Source organism: Streptomyces sp. NBC_00390 (assembly GCF_036057275.1).
Lineage (GTDB): Bacteria > Actinomycetota > Actinomycetes > Streptomycetales > Streptomycetaceae > Streptomyces.
Window position 1 is genome coordinate 8,260,535 of sequence record NZ_CP107945.1, and the last position, 26,972, is coordinate 8,287,506.

General features: G+C 69.8%; 22 protein-coding genes and 7 pseudogenes. 12 read left to right on the forward strand and 17 right to left on the reverse strand.

Translation table 11 applies throughout. The annotated features are described in order from the left end of the window. Positions 1-144 precede the first annotated feature (144 nt). On the reverse strand, positions 145-2,517 hold the full coding sequence (locus OHS70_RS36900) for an ABC transporter ATP-binding protein/permease (RefSeq protein WP_328404939.1): 2,373 nt from the start codon (positions 2,515-2,517) through the stop codon (positions 145-147). A gap of 414 nt (positions 2,518-2,931) precedes the next feature. Then, complete coding sequence (locus OHS70_RS36905) at positions 2,932-3,186, reverse strand: EF-hand domain-containing protein (RefSeq protein ID WP_328404941.1); 255 nt, start codon at positions 3,184-3,186, stop codon at positions 2,932-2,934. A gap of 78 nt (positions 3,187-3,264) precedes the next feature. Here OHS70_RS36905 and OHS70_RS39225 point away from each other — a divergent pair. From OHS70_RS39225 to OHS70_RS36925, 4 genes and pseudogenes are all read left to right on the forward strand, one after another. Continuing rightward, positions 3,265-3,519, forward strand: a pseudogene (locus tag OHS70_RS39225) (hypothetical protein); the annotation flags it as partial. After that, positions 3,516-3,998: a DUF1203 domain-containing protein gene (locus OHS70_RS36915; protein WP_328404943.1), complete on the forward strand. Its 483-nt coding sequence runs from the start codon at positions 3,516-3,518 to the stop codon at positions 3,996-3,998. The pseudogene OHS70_RS39225 and the gene OHS70_RS36915, both read left to right, overlap by 4 nt. A gap of 88 nt (positions 3,999-4,086) precedes the next feature. Further along, positions 4,087-4,269, forward strand: a pseudogene (locus tag OHS70_RS36920) (IS630 family transposase); the annotation flags it as partial. A 94-nt stretch (positions 4,270-4,363) separates the two neighbouring features. Next, positions 4,364-4,885 (forward strand): GNAT family N-acetyltransferase, encoded by a 522-nt coding sequence (locus tag OHS70_RS36925; protein WP_328404945.1) that lies wholly within the window; start codon positions 4,364-4,366, stop codon positions 4,883-4,885. Positions 4,886-5,219: 334 nt separating this feature from the next. Here OHS70_RS36925 and OHS70_RS36930 read toward each other — a convergent pair whose 3' ends face one another. After that, on the reverse strand, positions 5,220-6,725 hold the full coding sequence (locus tag OHS70_RS36930; protein WP_328404947.1) for an FG-GAP repeat protein: 1,506 nt from the start codon (positions 6,723-6,725) through the stop codon (positions 5,220-5,222). 373 nt (positions 6,726-7,098) lie between these two features. On the opposite strand from OHS70_RS36930, the pseudogene OHS70_RS36935 reads away from it, so the two are divergent. Further along, positions 7,099-7,575 (forward strand): annotated as a pseudogene (locus tag OHS70_RS36935) (transposase); the annotation flags it as partial. Positions 7,576-7,626: 51 nt separating this feature from the next. On the opposite strand, the gene OHS70_RS36940 reads toward OHS70_RS36935, so the two are convergent. Beyond that, positions 7,627-8,199: a dihydrofolate reductase family protein gene (locus OHS70_RS36940; RefSeq protein WP_328404949.1), complete on the reverse strand. Its 573-nt coding sequence runs from the start codon at positions 8,197-8,199 to the stop codon at positions 7,627-7,629. Between the two features lie 321 nt (positions 8,200-8,520). Further along, the gene (locus OHS70_RS36945; RefSeq protein WP_328404951.1) at positions 8,521-9,444 is read right to left on the reverse strand and encodes a multicopper oxidase domain-containing protein; all 924 of its coding nucleotides are present in this window, start codon (positions 9,442-9,444) and stop codon (positions 8,521-8,523) included. A 28-nt stretch (positions 9,445-9,472) separates the two neighbouring features. Here OHS70_RS36945 and OHS70_RS36950 point away from each other — a divergent pair, with 28 nt between their 5' ends. Continuing rightward, positions 9,473-9,676, forward strand: a complete 204-nt coding sequence (locus tag OHS70_RS36950; RefSeq protein ID WP_328404953.1) for a hypothetical protein — start codon at positions 9,473-9,475, stop codon at positions 9,674-9,676. 18 nt (positions 9,677-9,694) lie between these two features. On the opposite strand, the gene OHS70_RS36955 is transcribed toward OHS70_RS36950, so the two are convergent. The 3 genes from OHS70_RS36955 to OHS70_RS36965 form a co-directional block, all read right to left on the reverse strand. After that, positions 9,695-10,135, reverse strand: coding sequence for an SRPBCC family protein (locus OHS70_RS36955; RefSeq protein WP_328404955.1), 441 nt, complete (start codon positions 10,133-10,135; stop codon positions 9,695-9,697). Between the two features lie 275 nt (positions 10,136-10,410). After that, positions 10,411-11,754, reverse strand: a complete 1,344-nt coding sequence (locus tag OHS70_RS36960) for a carotenoid oxygenase family protein (RefSeq protein WP_328404957.1) — start codon at positions 11,752-11,754, stop codon at positions 10,411-10,413. Then, on the reverse strand, positions 11,751-13,031 hold the full coding sequence (locus tag OHS70_RS36965) for an MFS transporter (RefSeq protein ID WP_328404959.1): 1,281 nt from the start codon (positions 13,029-13,031) through the stop codon (positions 11,751-11,753). Before OHS70_RS36965 ends, OHS70_RS36960 begins: the two co-directional genes overlap by 4 nt. Positions 13,032-13,166: 135 nt before the next feature. Here OHS70_RS36965 and OHS70_RS36970 point away from each other — a divergent pair, with 135 nt between their 5' ends. Beyond that, a complete protein-coding gene (locus OHS70_RS36970; protein WP_328404961.1) occupies positions 13,167-15,830 on the forward strand; it encodes an AAA family ATPase in 2,664 nt (887 codons plus the stop codon). On the opposite strand, the gene OHS70_RS36975 is transcribed toward OHS70_RS36970, so the two are convergent. Further along, positions 15,792-16,166, reverse strand: coding sequence for a DUF2255 family protein (locus OHS70_RS36975; protein WP_328404963.1), 375 nt, complete (start codon positions 16,164-16,166; stop codon positions 15,792-15,794). The genes OHS70_RS36970 and OHS70_RS36975 overlap by 39 nt on opposite strands. A gap of 322 nt (positions 16,167-16,488) precedes the next feature. On the opposite strand from OHS70_RS36975, the gene OHS70_RS36980 reads away from it, so the two are divergent. After that, positions 16,489-16,980, forward strand: a complete 492-nt coding sequence (locus tag OHS70_RS36980; protein WP_328404965.1) for a hypothetical protein — start codon at positions 16,489-16,491, stop codon at positions 16,978-16,980. A gap of 382 nt (positions 16,981-17,362) precedes the next feature. Here OHS70_RS36980 and OHS70_RS36985 read toward each other — a convergent pair whose 3' ends face one another. Next, positions 17,363-17,836, reverse strand: coding sequence for an NUDIX hydrolase (locus OHS70_RS36985; protein WP_328404967.1), 474 nt, complete (start codon positions 17,834-17,836; stop codon positions 17,363-17,365). A gap of 447 nt (positions 17,837-18,283) precedes the next feature. Between OHS70_RS36985 and OHS70_RS36990 the strand changes: the two genes are divergently transcribed. Continuing rightward, entirely contained in the window at positions 18,284-18,805 is a 522-nt protein-coding gene (locus tag OHS70_RS36990; RefSeq protein ID WP_328404969.1) for a hypothetical protein, read from the forward strand. A gap of 39 nt (positions 18,806-18,844) precedes the next feature. Here the strand turns inward: OHS70_RS36990 and OHS70_RS36995 are convergent. Next, a pseudogene (locus OHS70_RS36995) lies at positions 18,845-19,057 on the reverse strand (IS5/IS1182 family transposase); the annotation flags it as partial. Positions 19,058-19,129: 72 nt separating this feature from the next. Beyond that, the gene (locus tag OHS70_RS37000; RefSeq protein WP_328404971.1) at positions 19,130-19,768 is read right to left on the reverse strand and encodes a TetR/AcrR family transcriptional regulator; all 639 of its coding nucleotides are present in this window, start codon (positions 19,766-19,768) and stop codon (positions 19,130-19,132) included. 68 nt (positions 19,769-19,836) lie between these two features. On the opposite strand from OHS70_RS37000, the gene OHS70_RS37005 reads away from it, so the two are divergent. Both OHS70_RS37005 and OHS70_RS37010 read left to right on the forward strand, forming a co-directional pair. Next, positions 19,837-21,441 carry an FAD-binding oxidoreductase gene (locus tag OHS70_RS37005; protein ID WP_328404973.1) on the forward strand — a complete coding sequence of 535 codons (1,605 nt, stop codon included), beginning with the start codon at positions 19,837-19,839 and terminating at the stop codon, positions 21,439-21,441. A gap of 201 nt (positions 21,442-21,642) precedes the next feature. Further along, positions 21,643-22,143, forward strand: a complete 501-nt coding sequence (locus tag OHS70_RS37010; protein WP_328404975.1) for a hypothetical protein — start codon at positions 21,643-21,645, stop codon at positions 22,141-22,143. A 101-nt stretch (positions 22,144-22,244) separates the two neighbouring features. Here the strand turns inward: OHS70_RS37010 and OHS70_RS37015 are convergent. The 5 genes and pseudogenes from OHS70_RS37015 to OHS70_RS37035 all read right to left on the reverse strand — a co-directional run. Continuing rightward, positions 22,245-22,346, reverse strand: a pseudogene (locus tag OHS70_RS37015) (MerR family DNA-binding transcriptional regulator); the annotation flags it as partial. 84 nt (positions 22,347-22,430) lie between these two features. Continuing rightward, positions 22,431-23,321 (reverse strand): SDR family oxidoreductase, encoded by an 891-nt coding sequence (locus OHS70_RS37020; RefSeq protein WP_328404977.1) that lies wholly within the window; start codon positions 23,319-23,321, stop codon positions 22,431-22,433. A 91-nt stretch (positions 23,322-23,412) separates the two neighbouring features. Beyond that, a complete protein-coding gene (locus OHS70_RS37025) occupies positions 23,413-23,802 on the reverse strand; it encodes a hypothetical protein (RefSeq protein ID WP_328404979.1) in 390 nt (129 codons plus the stop codon). Beyond that, positions 23,799-25,349, reverse strand: coding sequence for an FAD-dependent oxidoreductase (locus tag OHS70_RS37030; protein ID WP_443062707.1), 1,551 nt, complete (start codon positions 25,347-25,349; stop codon positions 23,799-23,801). Before OHS70_RS37030 ends, OHS70_RS37025 begins: the two co-directional genes overlap by 4 nt. 681 nt (positions 25,350-26,030) lie before the next feature. After that, positions 26,031-26,519: pseudogene (locus OHS70_RS37035) on the reverse strand (hypothetical protein); the annotation flags it as partial. Between OHS70_RS37035 and OHS70_RS37040 the strand changes: the two are divergent. Next, positions 26,442-26,968: pseudogene (locus OHS70_RS37040) on the forward strand (ArsR family transcriptional regulator); the annotation flags it as partial. The pseudogenes OHS70_RS37035 and OHS70_RS37040 overlap by 78 nt on opposite strands. Between the last annotated feature and the right edge of the window lie 4 nt (positions 26,969-26,972).

Below are 26,972 nucleotides of genomic sequence, written 5' to 3' on the forward strand. Positions count from 1 at the left end.
CTCTAAGGGTGTACCGGCGGTACATCCCAAGGCACGCGCACGCGGCATACGGTCGTGATGTGGACAATCGCCAGGAAGTCCGCGAGTTCCGCGTCGTCTCGCGGCGAGTCAAGATCACACCCGAACAGGCCGGACTGCCACGCTTTACTTCCGCATGATCGCGGGCTCGTGGCGCCGGAGCAGCAGCGCGATGGCATACCAGAGCACGGCGGAGTACACGACCAACATGCCCATGCTCAGCAGCCATACCCCGGCGGAGTGCTCGAACAGCGGGTCGGCGAACTCCTTCTTCGGCACGATCCGGCCGACATCGACGGTCCCCGCCGTGGCCGCGAAGCCCCACCGGCCCGGTACCAGCCACGCCAATTGCTCCAGGACCACCACGTCGTACACCTTGACCAGGGCGCCGCAGAAGACGAGCTGGACCATGGTGATGAGCACCAGCATCGGCATGGTGACTTCTTCCCTGCGCACCTGTGCGGAGACGAGCAGGCCAAGCAGCATCGCGCACGACGACAACAGCGCGATGGCCAGAGTGATTTCGATGAGTGGCGCCAGCAGGACGCCCTTGCCACCGGGCGCGCTGAGATCGACGCCGAGGAGTCCGACGAGGGTCATGACGACGGCTTGGACGACCGTGACCAGGCCCAGCACCACCACTTTGGACATCAGATAGGCGAACCGGGAGAGCCCGACGGCGCGCTCCCGCCGGTAGATGACGCGCTCCTTGACGAGTTCGCGCACCGCGTTCGCCGTTCCGGTCAGGACCGCGCCCACGCACAGGACGAGCAGGGCCTTGTTCACGGTGTCCAGGGTGAGTTTGCTGCCGGCCATGACCCGGGCCATGGCACCTATCCCGAACGGCAGCCCGACCATGATGATGATGAAGGTCCGGTCGGTACTCAGCACGGTCGCGTAACGCCGTACGAGGGTCCGCAGTTGGGCGAACCAGCTCTGCGACTTGGGCGGCGGCGTGAAACTTTGTGGTCGCCGCTCGCGGACGAGGCGGGGCTGCGCGCTTGTGGCGACGTACTGGCGGTGGAAAGGCGATGCGCGGTATTCGGCCCCCCAGTCACGGCCGCGGTCGTTCTCGAACGCCTCGAAGGCCTCGGGCCACTTCTCGAAGCCGAAGAAGGCAAGGGCATCCTCGGGCACGCCGTAGTAGGCGATCCGGCCGCCGGGCGCCATCACGAGCAACCGGTCGCAGACTTCGAGGTTGAGCACGCTGTGGGTGACGACGATGAGGGTGCGGCCGTCGTCGGCGAGCCCGCGCAGCATGTGCATCACCGAGCGGTCCATGCCGGGATCGAGGCCGGACGTGGGTTCGTCGAGGAAGAGCAGCGACGGTTTGGTGAGCAGCTCCAGGGCGACGCTGACACGCTTGCGCTGGCCCCCGGAGAGACTGTGGATGGGCTGGTCCGCACGCTGCTCCAGGCCCAGCTCACGGATGACCTCCTCGACCCGCGCCTCGCGCTCCTCGGGCGAGCTGTCCCCGGGGAAGCGCAGTTCGGCCGCGTATCCAAGGGCCCCGCGCACGGTGAGCTGGAGGTGCAGGATGTCGTCCTGCGGTACGAGTCCGATGCGCTGCCGCAGTTCGGCGTAGTCGCGGTAAAGGTCACGGCCGTCGTAGAGGACGGTGCCGTCGTCGGCGGGGCGCAGTCCGGTGAGCGCATTGAGCAGGGTGGACTTTCCGGCGCCGCTCGGTCCCACGACGGCGAGCAAACACTTCTCGCCGACCGGGAAGGACACATGGTCCAGGAGGATCTTGCGACCACCGTCCACGGTGACGGTGAGATCCTGGACGTCGAGAGACACCTCCCCGGAGTCGACGAACTCCTGCAACTCGTCGCCGACGAGGCAGAACGCGGAGTGGCCGATGCCGACGATGTCCCCGGGGGAGATCTGGGCCCGGTCGATGCGCTGGCCGTTGAGGTAGGTGCCGTTGTGGCTGCCCACGTCGGCGATCTCGTACGTACCGTCCGTGAGGTGGCGCAGCTCGGCGTGTCTGCGGGAGACGATGAGATCATTGATGACGAGGTCGTTGTCCTCGGCGCGGCCGATGTGGACGGTGCGGGTGGGCAAGGGGCGCACGGTGGTGGGCCGACGGAAGGTCCTGGTGGCCGAGGGCGTGGAGACGGCGGAGGGTCGTCCGTGTTCTGCCTCGGTGGCGGGGCGTGGGGGAGCGGGCTCGGGTTCGGGCAGCCCGGTGAACATGGCCCGCGGCCCGTCCGCGGGGTTACCGAACCGTACGACGCTGCCGGGACCGACGCCCCACTCATGGATGCGCTGGCCTTCGGTGTAGGTGCCGTTGGTGCTGTTCTCGTCCTGGATCGTCCACCGCCCGGCCTCGGAGCGAAGGACGGCGTGGTGCCAGGACACCCGTGCGTCGTCCAGCACGATCTCGCTCAGGGGGTCGCGTCCGACGTGGTACACGCGGCCCGGATTCATCAGCGTCGAGCCCCCGTCTGTTTCGAGGATGAGGTCGGGTGCGGTCGGCGCTGCCGGAGGCTCTCCCATAACCGGAATTTTAGCTTTTGCCCCTTTCGTTCGCCCGGCGTGGCGAAGGGGGCGAGTAGGGGAAACGGGGCGATGGAACGCCGGCTGGTGGGCGCACAGCCGACCGGATCGGCGGCGCGTCCACCAGGTGACGGACCCGATGACCACTACCGGAGTGCTCGACCCGTCGTGATGGATCGGGAGGTGCGCCCCGGTCGGGGAAGGCCGGGAAGAGCGACCAGTCGTGCGCCGGAGTGTGAAAGCGGTTGCTATTGACCATTCAACGGGTGGGCGTGGCGGTCAGTGAATGTCAGGGCCACGCCCGTCGCAGATGCGTGCCTCATGCAGGGCGCCCCTGCACCAGCGGCCGATGCGCCTCGCCCGCCCTGTCGGGGGACGGCGGCGGATGCATCGACCGGCGCTGCCGGCCCGTTGTCAGCGCCAGCCGAAGCGGCGGTTCACCACCACCTCGAACTCTTCCAGGGTCAGTACGGCGTCCCCGTTCTGGTCGGCAGCGTCGAACAGTGCTGAGGAGGCATCGGCGTCTCCCAGCGCCCAGAACGGCAGGTCCCCCGACGCGGCCAGGTGCGGGCCCTTCTTCCGCATGGCGGTGATGACCTCCTCGCGGGTCAGGGTCCCGTTGTTGTCCAGATCGAGCGCCTCGAACAGCTTGCGAGCCTTGTCACTCATCCCGTCGTCCCCGTCTCTTTCGTCGATGCGCGGGCCGGCCACCCCCACATGGGGTGAAACGCTTTTTGTCCCACCCCGGTTCCACGCATCGCCCGCAAGGGCATAGACCTCTCCCAGCGGCTGGGCCCTCTCCGTTGGACCGTGGAGCGCAAGGTGGCGTGGCCGGCCGGGTGTCGCCGCCTGCACCGCCGCTACGAGCGCAAGGCCGCACACTTCCTGGTGCCGCGTCAGGCAACCTCTGCTCTTTTGGGCGGGGTTGCGCGTCCTGCTGCGAACGTGACGTCGGATATCCGCCAGCGCGATCCATGCCGAGTCGAGAGTCTGGGTGCATGACTACGACATCGACGGTCGCCTTCCGGGTCCGTGCGCTGCCCGCTGAGGTGCTGGACAGGGTGCGCACCACTGGAGTCGACGCCTTCGGGAATCGTGTGGAGCGCATCACCGCCGAGGGCGGCGATCCCCTCCGCTGCTGTCTGCGCAACGCCGAGTCCGGCGAAGACCTGCTGCTCTTCGGCTACCAGCCGCCGCTCCCTGCCAGCCCCTACCGTGAGGTCGGCGCCGTGCTCGCGCACGCTGCCCCCTGCGCGGGACCCGCCGACGTCAGCAGCTATCCGCCGGACTGGCGCGGACGTCCGCAGGTGCTGCGGGCATACGATGCTCGCGGCTGGATCCACGACGCGACCAGCGTGCACGACGGCCAGGATCCAGAGGGAGCCATCGCTGAGCTGCTCGCGGAGCCTGACGTGGTGCAGGTCCACAGCCGCAACGTCGCCTGGGGGTGCTACATGTTCACGATCACCCGCGCCGGATAGGGCGGGGTCGCACCGGCCGGCGTCCGCAACAGTCGCGCCGATGGGCGGCGGTCCGGCTGCGGTCGAAGCGATCGTCCGCAGTCTGCACATGGCTGAGCGAGTGCGGGTGCGTGAGATCGACGACCATGAGGGCAGACGGCTGCTGCGGATCATCCGCAGAGGCACCGGGTCGGTGGTGACTTGGCGGCGAGCCCGGATGGTGCTGCTGTCCTCGCAGGGCATGACCGTGCCGCTGCCGTTCTCAGCCGGCCGGGACATGGTCCACCGGTTCTTCTTTATTCCGTTGCAGCGAGCCGTTCTGCGATCAATCATGGCCGTCATGGAGCGGCCGAGGCAGATCATCGAGTGCGGAGACTCGTCCTGCGATGCTGGCGGGGCAGAGCGACTTCGCTGCGGCATTCAAGTTGATCGAGGAGTCTCTGGACCACGTGCGCCCCTGGGAGCCGTGGGTCGCCCGGCACAGCGAGAAGAGCACCCGAGACTTCCTCGCGAAGACCGAGTCGAAGTGGGCAAGCGGTGACGGGTACAACTACGCCATCGCCAAAGAGGGCACTCTCATTGGCATGTGCCAGACCTACCGCGGGGCCGAACCGCAGAGTCGGCGCATGGGGTACTGGCTGCACCCTGCCGCCACTGGCCAGGGCGTCGCCACGAGAGCGACGTCGGCCATGGTCACCGAGATGTTCACCCTGCCGGACGTGGAGTACCTGGAAATCGCGCACGACCTGGCCAACACCTCCAGCGCCGCAATACCACGCCGGTTGGGCTTCACCGAAGCCATGCGTGAACAGGCAACGCCGCCCGTAGCACCCTCAGGCAGCGGGATCGACGTGGTCTGGCGGCTCAACCGCCCTACGCCGCACGTTGACGGCCCGCCCTGCCCCTGAATGTCTGAACCCACCGGGCTCAGCTCCTGTGCCTTCGGTACCGAACGAGACGACCTGAGTCGGGCCGGTGTCTGGGGCCGGACAGGACTGGGCGCGTCCGCCCGCAAGAGCGGTGGGCGGACGCTCCACGCACGCAGCGCCGGGCGCGAGTCCACATGAGGTCAGTGCATCGGGGCGCTCGGCGGCAACCAGCAGCGGCCGGGCCATTGATGCCGTCAGCGCTGCGACGGGTCTTTGGCGAGCGTGCCCGCCACCAGGATGGACACCTGACCAAAGCGGGACCCAGCACTGCTGTTGATTCCCGGTGAGTTCCCAGACCTTCTTGAGGCTTCCGCTACTCGTCGATCGCCGCCCCGAACTGCGCGTTCGCCACCGGTGCCCCGAGGCGTGCCCCGTCGAAGGTCCACGTGCTCTTTGCGACCAGCCCCGACGACGACGCGGGGATGACCCATACGAAGCCGTCGTTGGTGTTCTCGCCCGGTGCCGCCGCCAGCAGGCCGAAGAGGCCGTCCTTGTTGGCGTCGATCAGCCGGACCTGACCGCCCCAGCGGTCCGAGGTCTCCGCCACGCCGGGGATGTCGGCGAGCTGCTGGTCGAAGCTCTTCGCCCCGACGTTGGTGAACCCGGTCGGATCGCCGCGCAGCACCCACACCGCGCCCGCGTTGGACACGCTGCCGATGTCCTCGCCGGGTGCGCCGATGGCGAGGTCCGGGTGGCCGTCGCCGTCGGTGTCGCCGGCCGACAGCTCGGCGCCCCACTGGTCGCCCGACTCCGCGACACCCGGGATGCCGACGGAGTCCTGGGTCCAGTACTGCACCGGCTCCGGCTCGAGGCCGGACAGGTCGCCGCGGCCCACGTAGAGGGTGATCCCGCCGCCCGGCGGCGAGCCCACGCCCGTTTCGCCGATGACGAGGTCGTCCTGTCCAGTGCCGTCCCAGTCGCCGGAGACGATGGCCGGGCCGCCCGGGAACGTGCCGCCGTCGCCGAGGCCGTCGACGTCCGGCGCACCGTGCAGCACCTGCACCGAGCCGACGCCCGGCTGGTCGCCGGTGGTGACCCCGGAGATGGCCAGGTCGGCCCAGGAGTCCTCGTTGTAGTTTCCGTGGCTGAGGTTGCGGAACTCGAAGCCGGCGTCCTGCGGCGAGAAGTCCCGCGCCCGCATGCTGCGGTCCGACATCTTCAGCTGCTGCTGCGCCGTCCCGCCGGGCGGGGCGGTGAAGAACAGCAGGGCTTCGTCCTCCAGGACGGCGATCGAGTCACGCGGGTTGGCGTTCGGGTCCGCCGGGTCCGGGGCGAAGTACCTGGCCGCTTCGATCGCCCGCCCGAAGTTCGCGCCGGCCCGCAGTTCGTCGGGGTTTTCCAGCCAGGTGCTGTCGGCCCCATGCAGCCCGGTCGGCGAGCCCCAGAAGACGATGGCGCCGCCCGCGTCGGACAGCCCTGCCAGGTCCTCGCCGGGGATGCCGACGATCGCGTCGTCGTAGCCGTCGTTGTCCAGGTCGCCGGAGGCCACGGCTCGCCCGAAGCCGTCGCCGGCCTCGGCACCGCCCGGGACGCCCGAGGTGTTCTGGTGGATGACGCTCTTCTTGGTGGTGCTGAGACCGCTTGACGAGCTGTACTGCACCGTGACGTAGCCGGCGCCCGTCGCACCGCTCACCGTGGCGCCCGGGGCGCCGGTCAGCACGTCGTCGAAACCGTTGCCGTCGTAGTCGCAATTGCGCTGCTGCCAGCCGATGGACGGAAAGGGCACTGCGGCCTGTGCGGCAGGCGCCGCAAAAGCGGCGCCGCCACCGAGGGTGAGGAGTGCCGCGGCCGTGACGGCCGCGCTTCTGATGTGACGCACAGGAGAACCTCCTTGGTCTCCGAGGCTGCCTACGGCGTCCCGCTCAGCCGCGGTGGATTGTGCGTGGGGCGGTCGGCGGAGGTGCATGCTCGGTTCCCCGACGGAACGCCCCCGTTGGGTAGTGGTGAGGGCAATGCCCGTATTGCACTTACCGAGAAGACATCCGAAGTTCGTCAAAGGTTGTACGCCCCGCTGGAAGGGTCGTCCGACGTAGAGCGGTCTCAGTCCGTCACGGAGGCGAAAGGGGGGTGCTTTCGCTGCCGCCGATGCGAACGGCGCCCGTTGTCGTCACCTCGAACGACGAGCTGCGCAGCTGGGTGAACGCGCTGGTTCACCTCCCTGCGGGCCTACAGCATGTTCCTGATGTCCTGCGATCGTCTGGTGCGCTCACCTTGGGAAGAATCGGGACCGTCGGTGTACGACTTCCTGGGTCCGGACGTGGTCCCGCGCACCGTCGGCGAGAGCTCCACCGTCCCGATACATCCAGCGGTGGTGCCGCCGCTCCCACGGCGGGCTGACCGCGAAAGTCCATCTCGCAGCCGACGGCAACTGCCACCCCCTGGCCGTCGTCCTCACCGCCGGACAGGCCGGTGACGTACCCGCCTTCGCGGACGCGATGGCTCGCCTACGCGTCCCGCGCCGACGCGGACGGCCCCGAACCCGGCCGGACATGGTCTTGACCGACGAGCCGTACTCATCGCGCGCCATCCGCGAGCACCTGCGTCGGCGCGGTATCCGCGCGGCGATTCCTGTCTCCGCGGATCATCGGGGACTACGTCGAGGCAGCCGTGGCGGCAGGCCACCCACCGTCGACCGTGCGGCATACAAGCAGCGGGCGGTGAGCCACCGCGCCGACCAGGTCATCCCGACGAGCGCCGCAAGGGCAGGGCGCGGGAGCCTGTCAGCGGACGACGTCGAAGACGTTCTTCTGCAGACCGTTGGCGTAGACCTCGTGCTCGACCAGCTTCAGCTTCTGCGTGTCCTTGTCCGTGGCGCTGAAGAGCCGCTTGCCCGCGCCGAGGAGGAGCGGGAAGACGAGCAGGTGGTAACGGTCGATCAGGCCGGCGTCCGAAAGGGCCTGGTTCAGGGAGGCGCTGCCGTGGACGATGATCGGGCCGCCCTCGGTCTCCTTCAGCGCGGCGACGTCGTCGAGTGAGCGCAGGATCGTCGTCTCGCCCCAGTTCGACACGAGATCGTCCTCGGTAAGGGTGGTGGAGACGACGTACTTCGGCATCGCCTTGTAGTCGGCGAAGTCCTCCATATCGGGCCACACCGGGCTGAATGCCTCGTAGCTGGTCCGGCCCATCAGCATCGCGGTGGCTTCCTTCTGCTCCCGGCCCTTGATGTCGAATGCCTCGGGGAGGAACTCGACGTCCTTGAAGGTCCACCCGGCGTTCCGGTAACCGGGCTCGCCGCCCGGGGCCTCCACAACGCCGTCGAGCGAAATGAAGGCGGTGCTGATCAGGGTACGCATCTCAGTCTCCTCGGTGTCTCGTGTCTGCTTCTCAGCGGGTTCGGTCGGTGCGCGTTTCGACCATATTCGTGGCTGCGGTGCACCAACCGTGAATTCTGACTGCGGATCACGGAGAAACTCATCGGCCGTCCCTTCCGGCGGCCTCGGCCATCCGGCTCACCTCGGTGAGCCACACACGTGCCCGATCGTGAGAACTGCCGGCATCGCAACAGCGACGAGCGGTGCATGACCCGCCGCGAACAGTGCGCCGCATCTTGATGCAGTCGGACTCGGTGATCCGAACGAAACGGCCTGGCTCTGGTGCGTCGCCGTTGTGCACTCTCAGTGCGCCGGGCCGTGGTACGGAGTGGTGACGTCGTCGTAGGCCAGATGCATGATCATGCCGCTCTCGGCGTGTTCGAAGTTGTGGCAGTGGTCCATCCACACACCGGGATTGTCGGCGCTGAAGTCGATCTCATAGCTCTCACCGGGGGCGACATTGAGGGTGTCGGTCCACCAGGTGCTGCCGGTGACCGCCTCGCCGTTGTACGTGCCGGTGCGGTCGGGTACGAAGCGGTAGACGTGCCTCTCGCCGGGGCGTACCGGGTTCTGGGTGACGCCCGGCACCCCGTCCTCCGCGTTGGGCACGTCCACGCCGTGCCAGTGCAGGGTGACGCCCTCGACCACATCCTTGTTGACCAGGGTGACCTCAACCAACTGACCTTTCCCGACTCGTAGTTCGGGGCCGGGGCTGATTCCGTTGAAGGTGAGTGCGTCGATCTTCTTGCCCGAGGACAGCCGTACGGTGCCGTGCGCGGCGGTCAGGGTGAAGCGGGCGTCGGGGGTGCCGTCGCGCGGGCCGGTCAGCTCGTCCACGGAGCGCATGGCCGGGGTCCCGGCGCCGTGCCCACGGCCCATGGCGTGCACGGAGTGCCCGGCGCGCTCCGGGCCACCGCCCCAGTCCGTCGTCGCGGACTCGCTGACCAGGAACAGGCTGCCCAGCGCGGCCGCGGTGACCACGGCGGCGACCCCGGAGAGCCAGGGCAGCCGGGCCAGGCGGCCGCCGCGGGAGCGCAGGTCGTCGAGCAGGAGGGAGGCTCCGATAGTCGTGGCCAGGACGAGCGCCGACGCCCCGGCTGCGACCGGCAGACCCTGCGGACCGGGCGGGACGTACAGGAAGTAGAAGGACAGCCAGGCACCCATCGCCGTGGTGTGCGCGGCGACGGGACTGGACCGCACGAGAGCCCACACCAGCGGCAGCACCACGACGGGCAGGCCGAGCAGGAAGCGGTGGGTGACCAGCTGCCCCCCCGCTGGTCGCCAGCAGCAGCACCGCGACCGCCAGCCGGGCGGCGACGACTGCGGCGGTGACGTACAGGACGAGCGGATTTCGCCGTGCCTCGCCCTGCTGTGGTGGGGACTGTGCCTGGCGGCGGCCGGCCCGGCGGCCCAGCAGGCCGCCGGTGACCGCCAGCACGAGCCAGTACCAGATCGGTGAGGAAGAGCGGCTCGGCCACTACTCCGCCGCCTTCTTCAGGGCGTCGAGCCAGCCGCTGAGCGAGTCGTCCAGCGCGGCGGCGAGGTTGTCCCGGTCGGCGTCGACCGGTGCGCCCGCCCAGGACTCCCGGGTGCGGACGACGACGCCGTCGCCGTCCTCGGTGAAGGTCCACTCGTGCACGCCGGTGATGCCGTGCGCGGGACCGCCCCACAGGATGCGGTGCCGGCCGTCGACCGCGTAGATGGTGGAGTCGATGGACAGGCCCGCGGTCACCCAGTGGAAGGTGGTGCCGGGGGCAATGGGGCCGTCGAGCCGGGCCTCGGTGATGTCGGACTGCCAGTCGGGCCAGAAGCCGATCCCGGTGTGCAGCTGCCAGACCCGCTCGAGAAGAGCGCCGATCCGGATGGTGTGGTCGGCGACGACGGGGGCGTTCTCGTCGATGGTCGTGGGGTAGGTCATGGCGTGTCCTCGGTGTCGGGGCCCGGGCCGTCGTGGGGGAGTCACGGCGGCCCGGGCGGCTGGGGCGGATCAGGCGGGCATCTCGGTGTCGGGGATCCAGTGGCCGTGGATGCCGGACGGGTACGGTGCCCGGGCGCCGCAACGAGGCCGCGGGCCGGGCGGCCGAGGTGGGTCGGGCGGGCAGTTCGGTGTCGGGGATCCAGTGGCCGTGGATGCCGGACGGGTACGGTGCCCGGGCGCCGCAACGAGGCCGCGGGCCGGGCGGCCGAGGTGGGTCAGGCGGGCATCTCGGTGTCGGGGATCCAGTGGCCGTGGATCCCGGCGGGCACCCTGCGGGGGAGTTCGACGGCGGCCACGGTGCTCAGGTCGCTCGCGTCCAGGACCAGCAGCTCCGAGGCGTCGGCCCTGAGGTCGCTGACGATGGTGAGCAGGTAGCCGTCGTCCTCGGCGGTCCCGCCCTCGGCGGGCGCGAAGACGGCCTCGCCGGGCATCCGGCCCTCGCCGTGCGCGAGCAGCTTCTCCTGGCCGGTTTGCGTGTCGAACTTGACGGTGTGGTAGCCCGACAGGCCCGCGCCGGGGAAGGCGATGGCGTAGCTGTAGCGGTAGTCCGAACCGGTGTGGGCGTCGTTGATCGACGGGAACTCGGTGGCCAGGTCGTTGAGGGACTCGGTGGTGACCTTGCCCGTGGCCGGGTCCACGATCCACCGGTGGAAGGTCGAGCCGGCGTCGGGGCTGGTGCCGTAGCCGGGAGCGCCGACCCACCACTTCCACGAGTTCTCCCAGGCGGAACGGTCGAAGCGCGGTGCTTCGAGGACGATCCGGCCCTGCGCGTCGGTGTAGGCGTTGGCGACGTGCAACAGCGCCGCCTGGTCGGCCACCTCGAACCAGGTGGCCCTGCCCCCGGCGCGCGGCATCATGCCGATGCGCAGCGGGACGTCGTCGTGCCAGCGGTAGGGGATGCCGGAGTGCTCGGCGTGGTCGAAGACCACCGGCGAGTTGATGAAGACGACATGCTCGCGTGTGATGGCGAAGTCGTGCATGAGCGACGGGCCGGAGCCGTCGACGATCTCGGACCTGACGATGGCGCCGGAGGCGTCGGCCACGTAGTAGGTCAGGTACGGCGGGAACGGGCTGTAGCTGAAGAAGTGCAGCTCGCCGGTCTCCGGGTCCTCTTTGGGGTGGGCGGTCATCGAGCTGGTGAGTTTGCCGCCGAAGTCGTAGGCGCCGATCGTGTCGAGGTCGGCGCTCACCTCCCAGGGCAGGTTTGCCTCCTGCAGGGCCAGGTAACGGCCCCCGTGGAAGATGATGTTGGTGGCGGCGGCGCTGACTTCGAGCTCGGTACCGGTGAACGGCACGCCGTCCAGGAAAGGGGTGCGCACCCAGCGGTTGCGGTACCACTCGGCCCGGCCGTCCTTGAGGCGGACCCCGTGGAGCATGCCCTCGCCACGGAACCAGTGAGTGGGGGTGACGCCCGGCTTCGGGTTGTGGCCGTTGCGGAAGTAGCGGCCGTTCAGCTCGGGCGGGAGGGTGCCGCGCACCTTCAGCTCGCGTCCGGTGATCTCGTCGGTGACGGGCGTGAAGTGGCCGCTGATGTAGGGCTTTTCCAGGGTCATGGTCATGCCTTTCGGGTCGAGAGGGCCGAGATGAGCAAGGTGAGGGCGGCGCAGGCCAGGAAGGCCGCGCCGGAGGAGGGGAGCAGGGTCAGGAAGGACAGGCCGATGGCTCCGCCGATCTGCCGGGTGGCGTTGACCAGACCGCCGGCCAGGCCGTTGTCGGCAGCCGGGACGCCCGTGGAGGACATCGCGGTGAGCCGGACGAAGGCCACCCCAAGGCCGGTGCCGATGAGGAGCGTCGGGCCCAGCAGGTCCACAAGGAAGGTGCCATCGGCCGGGGTTCGGGACAGCCAGGCCAGTCCGGCCGCGAGAGCCAGCAGGCCCATGGGCAGCGCATGGCGGCCGGAGACCTTTCCTGTGACCCATGACGACAGGGTGATCATGAGAGCGAGGGGAAGCTGGGTCAGCCCGGACTCCAAGGGCGAGTAGCCGAGAGAGCGCTGCTGGTAGAGGGGCAGGAAGTAGAACAGGCCGAGCCAGACCGCGCCCAGTAGGGCCATCAGCATGTTGGGCACCGCCACCACGCTCATGCGCGCCGGCAGCAGCGGGTCGGCGCCTCGGCGCTGGAGCACCACGAACAGGCCGAGCAGTGCGAGACCGATCACGGCGAGCGGCCAAGGGCCTGACAGGCCGTAGGTGAGCGCGACCAGACCCGCCGTCACCGTCACCGCGCCCGGCGCGTCCAGGCTTCCGCCGCGTGGCCGGTCGGCCCCGACCAGCAGCCGGGTGGCCACCAGGACGGCCAGGGCGAGGGGCACCATCACGACGAACACCGCACGCCAGCCGTACAGGCCGGTGAGCAGCCCGCTCAGCAGCACGCCCGCCGCCCCGCCGGCACCGGAGACCGCGCCCCACACTCCGAGCGCGGTGCCACGCCGCTTCCCGTCGGGATAGAGCGTCAGCACGAGGGCCAGCGCCGTGGGCGCCAGCAGCGCGGCGCCGATTCCCTGCACTGCCCTGCAGGCGATCAGCACTATTGCCGTGGGCGCCAGTGCCGCGCCCAGGGAGGAGAGGGCGAACAGGCCGATGCCGAGCAGGAACACGCGGCGAAGGCCGTACACGTCGCCCGCGCGCCCGCCCGGCAGCAGCAGCGCGCCGAAGACCAGTACGTAGGCGTTGACCGTCCACGCCTGGCCGGTGTCCGACAGATCGAGCCCGGACCGGATCTGGGGCAGGGCGACGTTCACGATCGACGTGCTCAGCACGACCAGGAACTGGGCCGTGGCCAGAACAGCCAGCTGTGTCCAGCCGGTGGTGGTCCGTTGCGGTGCGGTGCGGGTCATGGCTCGACACTCGCAGCGGGCGCCCACCGCTCGCGTCGGTAGTCATCACCTATACGACTCCCTGCGGGAGACCCTTGGGCGACCGGGGCCGGCCCCGGATTCCCCTACGGCGCACGACCGCATAGGTTTTCGGACATGCCCGAGACATACACGGATGTGCTGATCGGCCGTCAGGACGAGATACGCCGGCTCGACGCCCTGCTCCAGGCGGCACGCCAGGGCCGGGGCGGCGCCCTGGTCCTGCGCGGTGAGCCGGGCATGGGCAAGAGCGCGCTGCTGCGGCATCTGGACGAGGCCGCGACCGGATTCCTCGTCATGCGGGCGTCCGGTGCGGAGTTCGAGATGGAGCTGCCGTTCGCCGCGCTGCACCAGTTGCTCGCTCCCGTCACCGGCCGGCTGACGGCGTTGCCTGCGCCGCACCGCAAGGCGCTGGAGATCGCTTTCGGCCTCGACACCGGCACACCCGATCCGTTCCTGGTCGGCGTCGCATCGCTGGGCCTCCTGGCGGAGACCGTGCGGGAACGCCCGCTCCTGTGCGTCGTCGACGACGCACAGTGGCTGGACCAGGCGTCGGCCAAGGCGCTGGCCTTCCTGGCCCGCCGGGTCTCGGCCGAGTCGATCGCCCTCGTGCTCGCGGCGCGCGAGCCGAGCCGCCTGCCCGAGCTGGACGACCTGCCCGGCCATTCGCTTCAGGGTCTTGGCGAATCGGATGCCCGCGCGTTGCTGGCCGCGGCGATCCGCGCCCCGTTGGACGAGCGGGTGCGCGACCGCATCCTGGCCGAGGCGCGCGGTAACCCCCTCGCGCTGGTGGAGCTTCCCAGGACCGCCGGACTCGCCGGGATGGCGGGCGGATTCGCCCAGCCCGACTCGGTACCCGGCGTGATCGAGCAGAGCTTCCGGTCCCGGCTGGAGCTCCTGCCGCCGGCGGCCCGGCTGTTGGTGACCGTCGCTGCCGCCGACCCGATCGGCGACCCCGGCCTGCTGTGGCGTGCGGCCGAACTCCTGGGCATCGACGCGGCTGCCGCCGCGGCGTCCGTCCCGCTGGTCGAGTTCGGCACCCGGATCCGGTTCAGCCACCCCCTCGCCCGCTCGGCCGCCTACCGCGCCGCGGCGCCGGAGGAGCGGCGCAGGGCGCATGAGGCGCTGGCCGCCGTGACCGACCCGGTCGCAGACCCGGACCGGCAGGCCTGGCATCGCGCCCAGGCCAGTGCCGGCCCGGACGAGCAGGTCGCCGCCGAGCTCGAAGCCTCCGCCACCCGCGCCCAGGAACGTGGCGGTGTCGCGGCGGCGGCGGCCTTCCTCGAACGCTCGGCCGCGCTCACGATCAGTCCGGTCCAACGTGCCGAGCGGGTCCTCGCCGCGGTCCAGGCCAAGCTCTCGGTGGGCGACTTCGACACGGCGGCCGACCTGCTCACCACCGTGGCGACCGACGCTCCGAGCCAGGCCGCCAGGGCCGACCTGCTCCGCGGCAGGCTGTCGTTCGTCCGCCGCCGGGGGGACGAAGGCCCCACGGCGTACCTCCTGCGTGCCGCCGCCCGGCTGGCGGCCACCGACCCAGCCTGGTCACGGGAGTGCTATCTGGACGCCATCGAGATGGGCCTACTGCTCGGCGGCCTCGACCACGTCGTGGAAGCCGCCAGGAAGGCCCCGCCGTCGGGCGAGCCGGAATCCGGCGCGGCAGCGGTCCTGGCCGGCTTGATCAGCCTGGTCGGCGACGGGCATCCGGCGGCAGGGGAGATCCTCAGGCCGGTCGTCGGCGACGCCGACGACGAGGTGTGGGCCAGGCGGCCGTCACTGGGCTTCATGGTGGCCACCGAGCTGTGGAACTTCGACGCCCTGCACGGCATCGCCACCCGTGCCGTCGCGGCCGGCCGCGAGTCCGGCTCCTTCCACGCGCTGCCCATCGCACTGGCCATGCAGGCCACCGCGACCGTGCACACGGGCGACTTCGGTACCGCGATGGAGCTGATCTCCGAGGAGGAGGCGATCGCCGACGCCACCGGCGCGGCACCGCTGGTCTACCCGCGCCTCCACCTGGCCGCGATGCGCGGGCGGCGCAAGGATGCCGTCGAACTGTTCGCGTCGGTCGATCACCGGATGAGCCTCAGTGTGCAGTGGGCGACGGCCGTGCTCAGCAACGGCCTGGCCGACTACCCGGCCGCGCTGAAGGCGGCGAAGCAGGCGGTCGAGTACGGCGCCGTCGGCACGGCGGGCCTCGCCCTGCCCGAGCTGGTCGAGGCGGCCATGCGGTGCGGCGAGACCGAGGTCGCCGCCGCGGCCCTCGCGTCCCTCCAAGAGCGCACTCAGGCGGGCCTGCACGCGTGGGGGCTTGGCGTCGAGGCCTGTGCGCGGGCCCTGGTGACCGAGGACGAGTCCGCCTACCAGGAGGCGACCTGCCTGCTCGACGACAGCGCGCTGGTCGTCTACCGCGCCCGGGCACATCTGCTGTACGGGGAGTGGCTGCGCCGCCAGGGCCGACGGCGTGACGCCCGGTCCGCGCTGCGGCTGGCGCACGAGTCGCTGTCCGACCTCGGTATGGAAGCGTTCGCCGAGCGCGCCGCGGGCGAGTTGCGCGCCACAGGCGAGCAGGCCCGCAGCCGCACGTCGAAAGCATCGGACCAGCTGACGATGCAGGAGGTGCACATCGCACGCCTGGTCGCCGACGGCGCCACATCCAAGGAGGTGGCGGCGAAGCTGTTCCTCAGCCCACGGACGGTCGACGCGCACCTGCGCAACATCTTCCGCAAGCTCGGGCTCACCTCACGCAGGCAACTGCGAGACCTCCCCGACATCCGTTAGCCGCATGGTGGTGGCCGCGGCCTCGTGCCCGGTCATCGACTCCACGGGGCCGGGCCAGCTCAGACCGTACTTGGCCCGGTAGGCACCGGAGACACGCTGGACGAGCTCGCGGTCGTCCACCGGCCGGAGGGTGACGGACAGCCGGACCCCGGCCACCTCCACCTCCGTGTCCGCGTGCCGCAGGACCCGGCGGTACCAGGCACTGCGCCGTCCGAAAGCCGAGCGGACATACGCCTCCCCGTCGAGCAGCACCACCCAGACCGTCCTGGCCGACCACCGGCCGTTCGCATGCCGTACCCACAAAATGATCTCCGCGTGATCCGTGACAGCGTTCATGGACCAACGTTCACCGTGCCGGCACTACGTACGCGTCGGTGGTCATCACCTAGATAGGCGGGCATCGCCGACGCGAGGGCGGTGCTCTCGCGACGAGGCTGAGTGCCGTCCCTGTTCTTCGCAGGGAATCCCGGCCTTCGGTCCGGGCAGGAACGCGATCCTGGGCCCGGAGGCGCGGAGCGCCGGAGTGCGACCGGTTGTGACAGCGTCAATCCACCCGGGGCCAGCGAGAATCGGCGGTCCCGGAGCGGCAGGCGCCACAGAGGGCCGCGCGGGGGGATGGGCAGAGTAGGCGGCGGTACGTATCGGACGGTTGGAAGGGATGCCGATGATTCTGGAGCTGCTGCCGGAGGTGGGAGTGGCCACGCTCAGGCTCGGGATGTCGGCCGACGAGGCGGTCGGGGCGGCGCGCGAACTGGGCTTCGCCCCGTGCGACCCGGACTACGGCGACGAGCCTGGACAGTTGCTCTGCGAGCACGGGGAGTACCAGACGGAGTTCACTCTCGGCTTCACCAAGGGCGCGCTGACCGACATCCATGTGTATCGGTTCCGAGTCGAGGACGTGGATGTGTCGGTCGTCCTCGACGGGCTCGACGTCTTCCGGACTCCCAGCGAAGAGCTGCTGGAGCGCCTTGAGGAACGGGGCCACACGGTCGAGCAGAACGACGACGGCGTGGACACCCTTCCCGACCTCAAGGTGATCCTGTCGAACGAGAGCACATTCGAACACCCGATGGACGAGGAGGGGGACCCGATCTACTTCGACTACGCCCTCGTCACCTCGGTGGACTTCCGGGCGCCGCGCGGGGACTGACTCCGGCGGCCGTCGACCGGGCCGGTCGTCCTCGGCCCGCTCGCACTCGGTCGAGGACGACCGCTCGCCAGGCGTCCTGCTCCGCTCCGCCACGGCCGGTCCCGTCACAGGTTTGCTCTCACTTGTTCAAAGCCGCTGCATGCAACACCGGGCTTGGCGCGTCAAGTGGTGTAGACCTCCAATCTCACGGGAGCATAGGGGGGTTGACTCCTGTCATCTCAGGGAGCGTCCAGCCGCTTGATTCATTCGTCATGCGGGTGACGTCGCCAGGGTGGCCGACCGACGGGGGCTGTATGCGGGGCCAAGGGCCGCAAGCGGTGGACCATGCGGTGGAAGGCACCCTGGAATGCGTTCCCGATCGCAGTAGATGTTGGTGGTGGCCTCAGTGCTGGATCAGGCCACCGACCGGGACGGGAGCGACGTGGCCGGTTGCCGGAAGGGTCTGCGCCAGGGCGAGGCCGATGTCGACCAGCGATGACCGGCGCAAGCCGGCGACGTCGGCAATCGGAGTCCAAACCGACTCGGCGATTTCGCCGTTCGGCTCAGGTCGGAGTTGGCCGCCGGTGATACAGACCTGGTAGAAGATGCCGACATTCTGGTGTTCCGGTCCGCCGGGGATGGTGCGTTCGACTGCGGGGATCACCCTTGAGTCCACGCCCAGGAGGCGGTCGACCATCGCGTCGCAGCCAGTCTCTTCAGCGACCTCCCGGATCACGGCATCGAACGGATCCTCCGCATGCTCGACTCTGCCGCCCGGAAGGGTCCAGTTGGTCTCGCCCTTCGATGGTACGTGACGTGCGAGCAGCACCTGCCCGTCCTCGATGCACACGGCATACGCCGCGAGCCGGAAACTCATCCCCTACCTCCCCATTGGAAGCTGTCTCCACGTTCAAGTTCCGTGCATCGCGATTATGTTGGCGGTTCACCGGGAGAGGCTCTTGGCGGTGGGCCAGGGCACTCTGCCGACCGCGGCGGATCGACGAAGACCGTCGTGATGGCCGGTAGCGTCCGATATTGAACGGAAAGTACTGCAAATGCCAGGAGACCTTGATGCTTCTGGCCATGGAGGGCCTTTGCGTCCTCGTCCGTGCCATCCAGTCCGCACTCCAGCAGGAGTTGGGTCACCGGCATGATGCTGCCCCCCGGTGGACCCGCACCCGGTACAGCTCCGGCGCGAGGCCGTTGGAGGCGCGGACGATGGCGCCGTCGGAGTGCGCACGGAAGGCCACGTACTGCTCGTGAACCAGGGCCTGTCCGATGGGTCCGCAGGGTGTGCCGTGTCCGGCTCCTAAGCTGTGGCGCCATGGGGAACAAGCTCACTCACGAGGGCAGCGCCTTCATCAATTTTCGGGACTACAAGTTCCAGGGTTCGACGTCGCATGGCTTCAGGTGGGTCGATATCAAGCATCTGCAGTTCCCCGCAGGGTCCGTCGACGACAGGGGGCTGCTCGCGGCACTCATCGGGCATGAACAGTTCCGGGACGACTATGCAGGTGGTGGAGTGCTGCCGGAGGGACTCAGGCACGGCCCGTATTGGCTGAGGCTGGTCACCCCCGACGTCTACGAAGCCGTCAGCCGGGAGAGGGGCGCGCGCATCCTCCGGGAGTGGGCGAACCAGTTTGGGGATGTGCCCGCCGAGTTGGAGGCGGATCTGCAGCACGCGGTGTTCGACCGCTTGGCCGCGGCCGACCACATCTACTACCTGGGCGAGCTCGGGGACGAGGCCATTCATGACTGGGGGCGTGTGCACGGCTGCTTCCACGAATTCGTGCTCATCGACCGTTCGGCTGGGCAGATCGCACTCCTCGTTGCGGCTGACGACTGAGTCGATCGTCAGAGATGCCACGGAAGGACGCCTGAGAGGTCAGGAACGGAGCCACGGCCGAAGCGCGGCAAGAGTCACCGTGCCGTGGAAAACACAGGCCCTTTTGTCATACCGAGTCGCCACGGCGCTGGACCCTTTGAGCGCGTTGATGCACCGCTCAACTTCGTTCCCGCGGACATACTGCGCCCGGGCGGAACCAGTGGGGCGACCGCCTCGGCTCCCGTGCCGCCGGCGGTTGGCTCGCTGGTCCCGATCCACCGAGCCGCAGCCCGAAGGCCCCGGCCTCACGCTGTTTTGACAGCAGGGGCGGGGTGTCGGTCCGGCTCACGTGGTCTCGTCTCCGGTGGCGAGGATGGTGCGGCAGGCCGCGAAGAGCCGTGCGCAGCGCTGCGCCATGGCTTCGGGCGACTGGTCAGGGTGGTTGACCCACCAGCGGACCAGGGCGGTGCACAGGCCGCGCCAGGCGTATTTGAGGGCGTCGGCGTCAAGCGGGTCGTTGGATCCAGCCGCGTGCAGGAGGCCGGCGGTGCCGATCGCGGCGAGGTCGTCGATGGCGCCGCGGTAGTACCCCGCGCGATGGGCGGCGTCGCTGTCGGGCGGCAGCGTGGCGTCGTAGAGGACGAACCACGCCTCGCGCTGTCCGTCCAGGGCGGTGAACAGGGCGAGCAGCACGCGCAGGGCGGTGGGCGGCGCGTCGGAGGCCTGTTCGGCCATCGCGGCGCGGATGGCGTCCAGCAGCCGGTCGCCAACCGGGTTCAGGCAGGCGAGGTAGAGGTCTTGCTTGCTGCCGAAGTACTGGTGCAGCAGTGGCTTGGTGACGCCCACACGGGCGGCGATGGCGGCCACGGTGGTGGCCTCGTAGCCGTGGCGGCCGAACTCCTCGGTGGCCGCGGCCAGGACCTGTCGTTCGCGCGCGGCCCTGGGCACGCCCTTGGTGCCGGCCCTGGAGGGGAGCGTTGTCATGGTCCTGATATTACCTTAGGGTAATTTTCCGTTGGGTAAGTTACCTGGACCTCGCTGGGAGCACACTCATGCCTGCCACCCCGTCCGACCCCGGCACCTCCCGCACCCGCGCCTGGTGGGGCTGGGGCTACGCCGACGCCCACCCCGACGACGCCGAATGCGCCGCCTTGGGCGCCCTGCTGCCGGGCACTCTGGCCCGCCCGCTGCCGATACCCCGGGTCGCCGACCTGCCCATCGCCCGTCCCGGCGCGACACCCCCGCCCGCACTGGCGCACCTGGTCACCGCCGATCCCGAAGCGCGCGCCGCCCACGCCATGGGCAAGGCCTACCGCGACGTCATCCGGGCCCTGCGCGGCCGGCCCGGCCGGATCCCCGACCTGGTCGCCCGACCGACCGGCGACCAGGAGGTGGCCGACCTGCTGGACTGGGCCGGCGGGCACGGCGTGGCCGTCATCCCCTTCGGGGGCGGCTCCTCGGTGGTCGGCGGCGTGGAGTACCGCGGCGACGCCCACCGCGCCGTGCTGTCGCTCGACCTGACCTCGATGAACCGGGTCCTGGCGATCGACACCGCCAGCCGCTCAGCCCTCATCCAGGCCGGCGCGCTCGGTCCCGTACTGGAAGAGCAGTTGCGGCCCCACGGCCTCACACTGCGCCACTTCCCGCAGAGCTTCGAGTTCTCCACCCTCGGCGGCTGGCTGGCCACCCGGGCCGGAGGTCACTACGCCACCGTCCACACCCACATCGACGACTTCGTGCAGGCCCTTCACGTGGTGACGCCCGCCGGAGCGGGCAGGTCCTGGCGGGTGCCCGCATCCGGTGCCGGACCGTCGCCCGACCGGCTGTTCCTCGGCTCCGAAGGCGCACTCGGCGTCATCACCGAGGCGTGGATGCGCCTGCAGGAGCGCCCCCGGCACAAGGCCTCGGCGTCCGTGGCCTTTGCCGACTTCCACCAGGCGCTGGACGCGGTGCGTGCCATCGCCCAATCCGACCTCTTCCCAGCCAACTGCCGCCTGCTCGATTCCGGTGAGGCCGCGCTGTCCGGCGCCGCGCACGACGGCTCCGCCGTCCTGGTCCTGGGCTTCGAATCCGCCACCACCCGCGTCGACGACCGCCTCACGAGCGCCCTGGACCTGGCCCGCGCCCACGGAGGCCGCGGCGGTGCGCCGACGGCGGACCGCAACGCCCCGGCCGACACGGCCGTGAGCGCCTGGCGCTCGGCGTTCCTGCGCATGCCCTACCTACGCGACGGCCTGGCCCGCATGGGCGCCGTCATCGAGACTTTCGAGACCGCCGCCACCTGGGACAAGATTCCCGCCCTGATCGACGCTGTCCGCACCCAGGTCGGCACCGCCGCCTTGAAGGCCACCGGACACCCGGCCACCATCAACTGCCGCCTGACCCACGTCTACCCTGACGGCGCCGCCCCCTACTTCACCGTGGCCGTCGCCGGCCGACCCGGCGAAGAGGCCGAGGCCTGGGACGACATCAAAGCCGCCGCGAGCGACGTCCTGCACCGCTACCGCGCAACCATCACCCACCACCACGCCGTCGGCCGCGACCACCGCCCCGGCTACGACCTCCAGCGCCCGGAGCCCTTCGCGCTGGCCCTGCGCGCCGCCAAGGACGCCCTGGACCCCCATCGCATCCTCAACCCAGGCGTCCTGATCGACTGACAGAACGGCGGCAGACGGGCGAGGGCGGGTCCGGCCCAACGGCTTTCACTCAGTGGCCCTTTGGGCAGCGGGTACGCCCCGCAACGCCTCTACCCAGACCGCCGCTGTGACCGCCGTGGTCGCTGCCCCGCTCCCGCCGCCGGTCCGGTCCGGTCGGGGGCGGGCCCGGCGTGTTCGGTGCCGTTCGGCATACTGCCCGGCATGGACACCCGAGCGGTCACCCGCGCCCACGTGCTGATCACCGCGCAACTGGCGATCGGCGCCGCAGCGCTCGGGGCATGCGGCGGCTACCTCGTGGCCGGGCCCGCGGCCGCGGTCCTCTCCGGTGTCGTGACCGGTGTCGGAGCATGGGGCGGATCGATTCTGGTGCGCCGTCGCGTCTTCGCCGACCTCGGGCAGGCGGAGCGGGACGCGAACGTCCAGGGTTACGCCGAGGGACTGTCCCAGGGCGTGCTGTTGGGCATCGCTATGTACCAGGCCGCCGTCTTCCCGCTCACCGGCCCGGCCGGCGTCTCCGGCGAGGAGCGGCTCGCGCGCCGCACCATTGCGTATCGGATTGCTGCCGACGACGGTCTTCCACACACCGTGCGCACCGCGGCGGCCGCCGCTCTCGAGGCGATCGACCACGGCCAGGACCGGCAGGGTGCCCAGGACGCCGTGCAGGCCCTGCACGCGGCGGTCGACGAGCAGCGCTGTCCCTGAATGTCCCCCCTGCCTTTGGTGGCGTCGCAACGTCAGCTGAGCCGGTCGAGAGGCTCGGTGGTCCCTCCGGCGTACAGCCTTGCGGAGAGAGGCTGCCATCGGCCGTTCCGGGCCGGCGGGAGGAGACCGATCTCGTCGTAGTGCCGCAGGGTCCGGGCGGTCACGCCCGACATCCGGGCCACCTCCGCGATCGACCAGTCCACACGTACGCCTTCAACGGGCGCCACGGCAGGAGGGCTTTGAGAGGCGGAGCTCCGCCCGTCTTCCTTCGGTCGTCCCGGGCTGGGTCAGGGCAGCGGGGTCCCTCCGGTTGCATTGAGGATTTCCGCGGTGATGTAGCTGGCTCGGCCGGAGGCGAGGAAGACGTAGGCAGGGGCCATTTCAGCGGGCTGTGCGGGGCGGCCCAGTGGTGACTGCTTTCCGAATTCGACGGTGTCGGGCATGGTCGCGGGGATAAGTGGCGTCCAGACGGGCCCTGGTGCTACGGCATTGACCCGGATTCCGTCCGGGGCGACCATCTGCGCCAGGCCTTGCGTGAACGTGACGATGGCGCCCTTTGTCATCGCGTAGTCGAGGAGATGTGGGCTGGGCTTATAGGCCTGAACCGACGCGGAGTTGATGATGCTGCCCCCTTTGGGGATGTGTGGCAGTGCCAGTTTCGAGAGCCAGAACATGCCGTAGAGGTTGGTCTTCATCACCCGGTCGAACTGCTCGGTCGAGATGGCCAGGATGCCGTCGGGCTGGGACATCTGGTAGGCGGCGTTGTTGACCAGGATGTCGATCCGGCCGAACTCGCGTACTGCCTGTTCTATCAGCGCCCTGCACTCCCGCTCCTCCCTGATGTCGCACGGCACCGCGACGGCCTTCCGTCCCGCCTCATGGACCAGCCGGGACGTTTCCAGCGCGTCCTCGGTCTCTTCGGTCAGATGCGTGAACAGCACGTCGGCGCCCTCACGGGCGAAGGCCAGCGCCACAGCCCGGCCGATGCCCGAGTCGCCGCCGGTGATCATCGCGGCCCGGTCCTTGAGCAGACCGTGTCCCTCGTAGGAGAACTCGCCGTGGTCGGGCGGTGGGTCCATCGGCCCGGTCCACCCGGGGTGGGGCTGTTCTTGGTCTGGAAAGTCGGGCCGGGGGTGGGCCGTGACAGGGTTCTGTTCCTGGCGGTCCTGCGCAGCCATGGCAACTCCTGAAGGCATGGATATCGATGTGATCGTGTGCGCAGCTACGCGCTGCTCGTAAGCGTGGGGCTTCGCCTCTGTCAGGCGATCATCAGGGGGCCGGCCTGTGCCGGCTCACAGATTTGTGGGTGTTGCGGGAGACCAGCAGTTTCTCGCCGGGGCCTGCGACCGTGATCATCGCTGTCCTGACCGGCAGAGAACTGCCACAGGTGGAGAAGAAGGCGTGCTCCGCGCGGACGGCATCTGCCATCAGGTCCTCCGCCCGTCCAGCGCGCTGGGCGAGTTGCCGGTCATCGATCCCGTCGAGCATCGGGACGTGGCCCGGAAGAGGTCTGCTCCGAGCACGTGGAGGACGCGAGGGTCGATGCCCCTGTTTGTGGCTGGGCGGGCCGTGGACCGCGTTTCCCCTGCGGCGGGAATCTTCCGGGGCCTGCAGTACGAGGACCTCTGAGTGGTCCGACCTTGCTTCGTGCTTCGTCATCCTCCCTCGCCTTCCTCGTCGTACGACTCCAGGGGGTGGACCGCCGGCCCCTGGAGAACGGACCCGTTCATGTCGAAGCGGGAGCCGTGGCAGGGGCACTCCCACGCGGCTTCGGCTTCGTTGAAGTGGACGATGCAGCCGAGGTGGGTGCAGCGGGCCGACACACGATGCAGGGTGCCGGAGGTATCCCTGTGGACCGCCTGGGGCCCTTCGCCATCGCCACGGATCACCGCCCCCTGGCCCGGTGCGATGTCGTCCACCGAGTCGGCGCGTCCACCGGGGAGCCGGTCGGCGACGAGATGCCGGGCGGTTTTCGCGCCGAGCCGCAGCATGGAAGTCCCCTCCGCCAGAGGGTGGAAGCGGGCCGGGTCGTACAGGTCTGCCCAGGGGGACGGGCTGTTCGTGACGAGGGAGGTGAGGAGCCGCGCTGCCATCATGCCGCCGCTCAGTCCCCAGCCGGCGAACCCCGTTGCCACGTAAGCGTGGTCGGCTCGCGGGTGGAGGCGGCCCACGAAGGGAACATGGTCGGTGGAGAACGTGTCCTGGGTAGCCCAGCGGTGGGTGACGGCGAAGTCCGCGAAATGGTGGTGCGCCCAGTCCGTGAGGACCTGGAAGTGCCAGGCCGCACCTCGGTCCTTCGGGTCCCCCGGTGTGAACTTCTCGCCCGTGATGATCAGCATGCGCCCGTGTTCGTCGTGCGGGGCGGAGCGGATCGACCGTGTGTTGTTCTCCTCGGTGAGGAACATTCCCTCCGGTGCGAGGCCCTCCGGGGGCAGTGGTCCCGCGACGACGACCTCCCGTTTGGGCTCCAGCCTGGTGAAGAGCAGTCCGCGGTCGAAGACCGGGTAGTGCGTGGCCACCACCACGTCGGTCGCTTCGACGGTGTGACCGGCGCTCGACGTCAGCCTGCAGGGGCTTCCCTCACTCAGGTCCGTCACCCGAGTGCGCTCGAGGATTTTCCCTCCGTTGCGTATCAGGTCGGCGGCGATGCCGAGGAGGAACTTGCGCGGGTGGAACTGTACTTGGTCGTCCAGGCGCACGGCTCCCGAGACGGGGAAGGGCAGCGGTGCCTCTTCCACGTAGCGTGCGTCGAGGCCCGCTGCCTGGGCGGCGTCGGCCTCCCGGCGCAGTTCCTCACAGTGCTGCGGATCGGTGGCGTACGTGTACGCCGCGGCCGGCTCGAGATCGCAGTCGATGCCGAGTTCCCCCGCCAGCTGTCGTACGTGTGCGACTGCGTCCTGCTGGGATTCGGCGTACTGCCGTGCGGCATCGTCGCCGCGTGTCTTGCGGATCCTGCTGTAGGCCGACCCTTGCAGGGCCGACACCTTGGCCGTGGTGTGACCACTCACCCCGTACGCGATGCGGTCCGCCTCCAGAAGAGCGACGGTACGGCCTGACCGCGCCAGCTCCCGCGCCGTGCAGAGCCCGGCCATCCCGCCGCCGATCACGGCGACATCTACTCGGATGGCGCCTCTCAGGGACGGATACCCGGGCCCCGGGTCGTGCTCCGTCCAGAGGGATCCCCCTGGTTGTCCGGACACGGTCATTGCTGGACCTCCCGGTTCCGTGCGGACTGGGCTCTGATTTATCGCCGTGTGTGCACCGGCCCGTCTCTGGGCGGCTACCCGACTCCGCGGCTCTGACCCATCGATGCACCATCCGAATGAACGGCGAATAGTTGGGCATACCACCACCTATCGCTGAAACCTGGAACGGAGGGCGATCATGTCGAGGAAGCATCCGCAACACGGCGAGGGGCCCAGCCGATACAAGGGACGTGACCAGCACGGATGGTCCGAAGACGTCGACGATGCCAATCAGGACAACCCGAGCGGCCACCGGTCCTTCCACCCCGATGAGCATGCACCTGGCCCCAAGGGGTCGGCCCCGTCTTCTCAGCAGGACAAGGAAGCCTCTCTCTCCGGCACGCCTGTGAAGAGCGAGTCCCGCAGTGGCGAGGACCGCGGTGGGAAGTCTCAGGAGAAGGGAATGCAGGACAAAGGCCGCCGCGGCCGCTCCCAGCGCCCCAGCGGTTCCAAAGACTCCTCGGCCTTTACCGGGGTCGACCCGCAGGACCCGCCCACCAGTCCTTCCGGACGGTGAGGGCAGCGCCGACCTCGAATGCGTCGCGGTGGCGGTGATCTGCCGGTCACCAGCTTGGGGGCAGAGAGACGTGGGGGTGGGGGGTGGGGTGCGTGACGGCTCGCGGCCGACCCGACCTGCGACGTTTACTGCGCAGGAGAACTACACGCATGCTGTTCGGTGCCGTTCTCTGATCCCGTTGAGTAGTTCGGGACGGGGACCGGGGAGGTGGGCGGGTGCCAGGTGAGAATCCAGCCGGCGGTAAGCACCGCCGCGCCGCCTGCCAGGGCGATTGCGCCGCCTGTTCCGATGCCTGCGGCCACCGAGCCGAAGCAGGCCGGCCCGACGCCCTGCAGCGTCATGCTGCCGGAGCCGAGCAGACCGAAGGCCTGGCCCTGGCCATCCTGCGGCAGGGCGTCCAGGAACGGCCGTTGCAGGCCGAGACCGAAGGCTAATCCGAAGCCGCAGAGCAGCAGCAGACAGGACGAGACGCCCACTCCGGGCTCGGTAGCGAAGCCGACCAGCGGCAGTCCCGTCAGCGCAAACAACGGGACTACCGCGCAGTGCTGGACTCGACGGACGCCGTCTCCAGGATCGCCGAGGCGATGGACCAGGCGTGGCACGAGCTGCTCGCCACGGACTGGCCGCAACTGCGCACGATTTGTGAGCGCGATGTCGTGCACCGGGTGGGTGTGATCGGCGAACACGGATGGGCCACGACCATCGAGAGCCTGCACCCGGGCATCGCCTGGCGCGCCGGCGGTATCGAGCTCGGCTTCTTCCGAGGCGGAACAGTCCGTCTCGCCGGCGACGGGCTACTGCTGATCCCTTCGGTCTTCGTCGGGAATATCGCCGCCCACCTGGAAGACCCCTGGCCCAGGACCTTGGTCTATCCTGCCCGCGGCACCGCCGCCCTGTGGGGCGAACAGGAGACTGTCCCCCAACCGGACGCGCTGACCGCTCTGGTCGGCCGGGCCCGAGCCCGGCTGCTGGTGGCGCTGGACGCGTCCGCGCCCGGTCCGGACGGTCGGTGCTCTACCGGCGCACCCCGCTCGGCGAGGCACTGGTCGGCGGTTCGGGCTGAGGGC

Coding starts and splice junctions, on each gene's coding strand:
- OHS70_RS36990 (WP_328404969.1), top strand. CDS start 18,284: ATGGGGAACAAGCTCACTCACGAGGGCAGCGCCTTCATCAATTTTCGG.
- OHS70_RS37020 (WP_328404977.1), bottom strand. CDS start 23,321: ATGGCTGCGCAGGACCGCCAGGAACAGAACCCTGTCACGGCCCACCCC.
- OHS70_RS36925 (WP_328404945.1), top strand. CDS start 4,364: ATGCTGGCGGGGCAGAGCGACTTCGCTGCGGCATTCAAGTTGATCGAG.
- OHS70_RS36975 (WP_328404963.1), bottom strand. CDS start 16,166: ATGAACGCTGTCACGGATCACGCGGAGATCATTTTGTGGGTACGGCAT.
- OHS70_RS36940 (WP_328404949.1), bottom strand. CDS start 8,199: ATGCGTACCCTGATCAGCACCGCCTTCATTTCGCTCGACGGCGTTGTG.
- OHS70_RS37025 (WP_328404979.1), bottom strand. CDS start 23,802: ATGACGAAGCACGAAGCAAGGTCGGACCACTCAGAGGTCCTCGTACTG.
- OHS70_RS37005 (WP_328404973.1), top strand. CDS start 19,837: ATGCCTGCCACCCCGTCCGACCCCGGCACCTCCCGCACCCGCGCCTGG.
- OHS70_RS36955 (WP_328404955.1), bottom strand. CDS start 10,135: ATGACCTACCCCACGACCATCGACGAGAACGCCCCCGTCGTCGCCGAC.
- OHS70_RS36960 (WP_328404957.1), bottom strand. CDS start 11,754: ATGACCATGACCCTGGAAAAGCCCTACATCAGCGGCCACTTCACGCCC.
- OHS70_RS37010 (WP_328404975.1), top strand. CDS start 21,643: ATGGACACCCGAGCGGTCACCCGCGCCCACGTGCTGATCACCGCGCAA.
- OHS70_RS36980 (WP_328404965.1), top strand. CDS start 16,489: ATGCCGATGATTCTGGAGCTGCTGCCGGAGGTGGGAGTGGCCACGCTC.
- OHS70_RS36985 (WP_328404967.1), bottom strand. CDS start 17,836: ATGAGTTTCCGGCTCGCGGCGTATGCCGTGTGCATCGAGGACGGGCAG.
- OHS70_RS37000 (WP_328404971.1), bottom strand. CDS start 19,768: ATGACAACGCTCCCCTCCAGGGCCGGCACCAAGGGCGTGCCCAGGGCC.
- OHS70_RS36915 (WP_328404943.1), top strand. CDS start 3,516: ATGACTACGACATCGACGGTCGCCTTCCGGGTCCGTGCGCTGCCCGCT.
- OHS70_RS36965 (WP_328404959.1), bottom strand. CDS start 13,031: ATGACCCGCACCGCACCGCAACGGACCACCACCGGCTGGACACAGCTG.
- OHS70_RS36970 (WP_328404961.1), top strand. CDS start 13,167: ATGCCCGAGACATACACGGATGTGCTGATCGGCCGTCAGGACGAGATA.
- OHS70_RS36905 (WP_328404941.1), bottom strand. CDS start 3,186: ATGAGTGACAAGGCTCGCAAGCTGTTCGAGGCGCTCGATCTGGACAAC.
- OHS70_RS37030 (WP_443062707.1), bottom strand. CDS start 25,349: ATGACCGTGTCCGGACAACCAGGGGGATCCCTCTGGACGGAGCACGAC.
- OHS70_RS36900 (WP_328404939.1), bottom strand. CDS start 2,517: ATGGGAGAGCCTCCGGCAGCGCCGACCGCACCCGACCTCATCCTCGAA.